This window comes from Compostibacillus humi (assembly GCF_014637175.1).
Taxonomy (GTDB): domain Bacteria; phylum Bacillota; class Bacilli; order Bacillales; family Amphibacillaceae; genus Oceanobacillus; species Oceanobacillus humi.
This window is the reverse complement of the sequence record NZ_BMEV01000116.1, coordinates 1-3,871: the sequence shown is the minus strand read 5'-3', so window position 1 is coordinate 3,871 and position 3,871 is coordinate 1. Positions and strand designations below refer to the sequence as shown.

4 protein-coding genes and 1 pseudogene are annotated in these 3,871 nt (G+C 37.2%); all 5 read right to left on the bottom strand.

Annotation, left to right across the window (positions count from 1 at the left end):
* Positions 1–593: pseudogene (locus IEV18_RS16480) on the bottom strand (transposase family protein); the annotation flags it as partial.
* A 148-nt stretch (positions 594–741) separates the two neighbouring features.
* Positions 742–1,008, bottom strand: coding sequence for a hypothetical protein (locus IEV18_RS16475; RefSeq protein ID WP_188393450.1), 267 nt, complete (start codon positions 1,006–1,008; stop codon positions 742–744).
* The gene (locus IEV18_RS16470) at positions 1,008–1,808 is read right to left on the bottom strand and encodes an ExeA family protein (RefSeq protein ID WP_188393449.1); all 801 of its coding nucleotides are present in this window, start codon (positions 1,806–1,808) and stop codon (positions 1,008–1,010) included. Before IEV18_RS16470 ends, IEV18_RS16475 begins: the two co-directional genes overlap by 1 nt.
* Positions 1,801–3,072: a TnsB C-terminal domain-containing protein gene (locus IEV18_RS16465; RefSeq protein ID WP_188393448.1), complete on the bottom strand. Its 1,272-nt coding sequence runs from the start codon at positions 3,070–3,072 to the stop codon at positions 1,801–1,803. Before IEV18_RS16465 ends, IEV18_RS16470 begins: the two co-directional genes overlap by 8 nt.
* An 88-nt stretch (positions 3,073–3,160) precedes the next feature.
* Entirely contained in the window at positions 3,161–3,736 is a 576-nt protein-coding gene (locus tag IEV18_RS16460) for a DUF6431 domain-containing protein (RefSeq protein ID WP_188393447.1), read from the bottom strand.
* Positions 3,737–3,871: the final 135 nt, after the last annotated feature.

Below are 3,871 nucleotides of genomic sequence, written 5' to 3'. Positions count from 1 at the left end.
GGTCTATCTAGAGCTTTGTTCACCGCAGCTTTAAAGGATGGGCTCATATCCATTACTACGACATCTACCTTTGCCCCATACTTACGCAGGTAGTTGGCAATGGTTTTTTTCCTTCGATTCGGAAGAATGTCAATGGGTTCCTTTGTTTCCCCATTTGCGATAATGACTTGATATTTACCTTCTTTTGTATCGCCTTTGTATTCATCGATGGAGATGACACGAGGAAGCTCCTCTACATCTTTTAGCTCTTTCTCTGCAAGCTCATCAAATCTGCGAATGATAGTAGATGGGGAAGCACCAAATTGCTGGCTAATTTCTTTAAATGTCTTCGCTCTTACACTGCGTATATTTACGGCTCGATTCCATTCTTTAGAAAATCTCTGATAACGATCTACAATCGAATTCTTCTCGTAAAATCTCTTGCCACATGCATCACATCTATATCTGCGCTTCCGATAAAAAATATAGCTTAAACGCTCAAACCACTTTAAATGCTTGATTTTTTGCACTCGATAATCATGTATTTTTCTCGTTTTTTTACCACATTTTGGGCATATATGGGTTTGGACCTCCATTTCGACAAATATGGCTATTCGTGTAAATCAGCACATTATCCCAGCACCAGTTTATCAAAATAAACCGGTCTAAAATCTGGAATAATGTGATTATTTTTCACTTTATTTCAGAATTTGAAAATTTTTAAGCACTTTATTTCAGTCAAAATACATAAAAAGATCCCCCCTAAAAAGGGAGATCAAATTCCGGAAGTAAATCTCTTTCAGAAAGCCGAATCGGATATTCTTCTACCAAACGTAAGGTAAAGACAATATCATTTTCAATGGTTATGATGCACTCGTTAAAATCTTTTTCAAAAAATGCTTCATAATATTGATTTTTGATACGTACTTCTAAATACATTCCGTTCAATGTTTCATAAATCTGTCGACCAATCCGTATTCTCCAATCTTGAACTTTTGTGTCAAAAGTCAATACTCCACGCTGACGCATTACATACCACCTTCTTCGGCAGCCATGCGTACAATATCCTCGTCGATTTGTTCCTTTTTTAATTGGGAACCATATAATAGACAATTGATCGTTAAGGTATTTATTACCCGGGGCCAACCTTGTGATCGTAAAGCGATTGCTTCTAAGGCAGGCGGTGTGAATATAGGCATTTTTGCACCTGCTAGTTTTAAGTGATGATCAATATAGGCGCAAGTATCTTCTTTTGTTAGGGCCTGCATATGGTACCGCATGATAATTCGTTGCGATAATGGTCGATGATGATTTAAATTTAGTCTCGTCTTAAGATGCGGTAACCCCGCAAGGATAAGGATAAATGGATTCGTTGAATCCATTTGAAAGTTGAACAGTATCGCTAAATCATTTAAAAAGGCGTCTTTCGCCATATGCATTTCGTCTAAAATAAAAACCGGGGTTATTTTTTGTTCGCTTGACATGCGTTCAATCCCTTGTTGAATTTGCCGGAAAAGATCCACTTTACGATGTTTTGGCTCTTCGCCCAAACCGTAAGCCAATCCCCGATAAAAATCCATTACCCCACCTGTTGATAAAGGAAAATAAACAACGTGATATAATGCCGGGTTCAAAGATTCTGTAAATGATCGTAAGGTAAATGTCTTACCGACACCTGAATCACCGATCAGTAATCCAATTCCTTTTGTTTTCTGTAAATATGCAAGCCCATTTAATGCTTCCAAATAATTTGTAGATTGAAATGCTTGTTCAGGTCTTAAGTCTTTAGAAAACGGAGTTTTTGCCAATGAATAATATGTTTTATACATTGTCTTCACCCTCCCTATCTAAAGGGTGATTTGGAATTGCGAATGGTGACTGATTTCTTTTTACATGGGCGTTATCATGGAAAGATACCGGAACAGCTTCGGCCAACTTCTTACCGTCTTCAAAGATGTACACCTTTGTTTCATCTATCCGTAATTCGATTTTTTGTCCAATATAAGAAGCTGGGACTTCGTATAATTGTTTATTTAGCGTAACCGTTCCATCCAGTTTGACTTTTCTTTCCGCACGCTTTAAAAAGACGGTGTCTAGTATTTCAATATCTTCTAAAAAGGTAACTTGATCCAACTGCGATTGAAATACTTCGTGTGGGGTTTTCCCGCTCAAAGAAGCATGTTCTTTCCGATGATAATCTTCCTCCAGCCAACGCCAAAAACGTTCATTTAATTTTTCTAAAGACGAAACAGGATCTGCTTGAAGCAGCGGATAGAACCTTGTCTGAACTGTTTTGAAAAAACGTTCTATTTTTCCCTTCGCTTTCGGATCATAGGGTTGGGTGTGAGCCAAAGTAATACCTAACTGAGCGCATGCATACTGCAGAGTTTCAGATCGATAGATCTTTCCATTATCGGCATAAATAATTTTGGGTTTTCCACGCCGTATCAACGCTTCCTTGGTCACTTCCCTCAATCCATCAAATTTCTCAGAAATGAAGAACTGTGCATAAGGCACCACCCGTGAACAATCATCGATATACGCAATCAGAAATGTTTTCTTCATCTTTCCATCGATTGAAATATACGGACCGTGTGATAAATCTGCTTGCCATAAAATATTTACTTTATCATAGGCAAAACGCTTTCTCTCCTTTTCAGAATGAAAACTTTTATGATCTTTTCCTGAAAGCTTGTGTTTTTTCAATAAACGGTTTATAGTGGAATAAGATACTTGATTTTTGTTTATTTCTCCACTTTTGACCAGTTGTTCGTAGAACACACTAACTGGCATGTGGAGAAATTCTTTTCTTATCGCTAGAATTTGATCCTTATCCTCAGGTGAGAAACGTCTTGAGTCACCTCTATCTGAACGCCTTTTAGGTTTTAAAGCCTCAAATCCATTCCTGCGATAATTAAGCAGCCATTCTTTGATCGTTTTCGTCGCAATTTTCCTTTCTCCGTAATAGGGAATTTGATGAATTTTCCCCTCCAGCTCTTCAAAATATTCCTTCGATTCTTGTTGACCATTTAATAATGGGGCAATCAGTCCATAACGAAATAAAGCAATTTCTTCTCGTGTTTTTTCATCCATTGAATAATCCTCCCTTTTTATCAGAAGGACAACCGGTTATCCATTGCCTTTATTCTACTTTTTTCGCAATCCTTTTCATAGGAAAAAGTTATGTGGGACTAATTTTATTTTTTTCTCGCGATAAATACGGCAAAAATAATTTGCCCATAAAATACGTCGACAAGTGACCCCAGCTCCTTCGAAAGAAGGTGGATACGCCCATATCTACAATTCTTGTTATATATTTTAGAGCTTCCTTTTTCATATCTCCTGACAGCCCAGCTCGATATCCCTCGTCTACAAAGAAACTATGTACCCAGTGGAATTTCTCATAAAAACCATTGGCATGTTGGACTTGTAGCTGACGATTTTGGCGTTTTTCTTTATTTAATAAACGACGAATTCCCTCGATAATCATATGTAAAGTATACTGAAAATAAGGGATTAAAAAATCCGGAAGAATCGAAATTGTGATCCCGCAAGACAAGCACTTATAACGACATATAGGAATCCTGATGTGATCCTCCCCCTCGATCCCATAACGCCAATAATAGCCATGGCGATGTAAATTTCCTGAAGCAAGGCAACCACAAGAAGGGCAATGATCGAAAACAGGAAAATCATTTTCTTTTCCTTTCGCTGCATATTCATAAATATTCATTTTAAAATTATGAGGAATAATCATAAAAAAACTCCCCCCGGAATAATCGTATTGTCAAAAGTTTTTAGTAAAAAACTATTAGTATTGCCTATTTTATGCGTTTTTATACAAAAAAACTTGCCACCCCCTTAAATCTAGGTTATTAATGAGGTTACCACA

What these genes read in the sequence shown, in the direction of transcription:
- IEV18_RS16470 (WP_188393449.1), bottom strand. Translation starts at nt 1,808, where the DNA reads ATGTATAAAACATATTATTCATTGGCAAAAACTCCGTTTTCTAAAGAC.
- IEV18_RS16475 (WP_188393450.1), bottom strand. Translation starts at nt 1,008, where the DNA reads ATGCGTCAGCGTGGAGTATTGACTTTTGACACAAAAGTTCAAGATTGG.
- IEV18_RS16460 (WP_188393447.1), bottom strand. Translation starts at nt 3,736, where the DNA reads ATGATTATTCCTCATAATTTTAAAATGAATATTTATGAATATGCAGCG.
- IEV18_RS16465 (WP_188393448.1), bottom strand. Translation starts at nt 3,072, where the DNA reads ATGGATGAAAAAACACGAGAAGAAATTGCTTTATTTCGTTATGGACTG.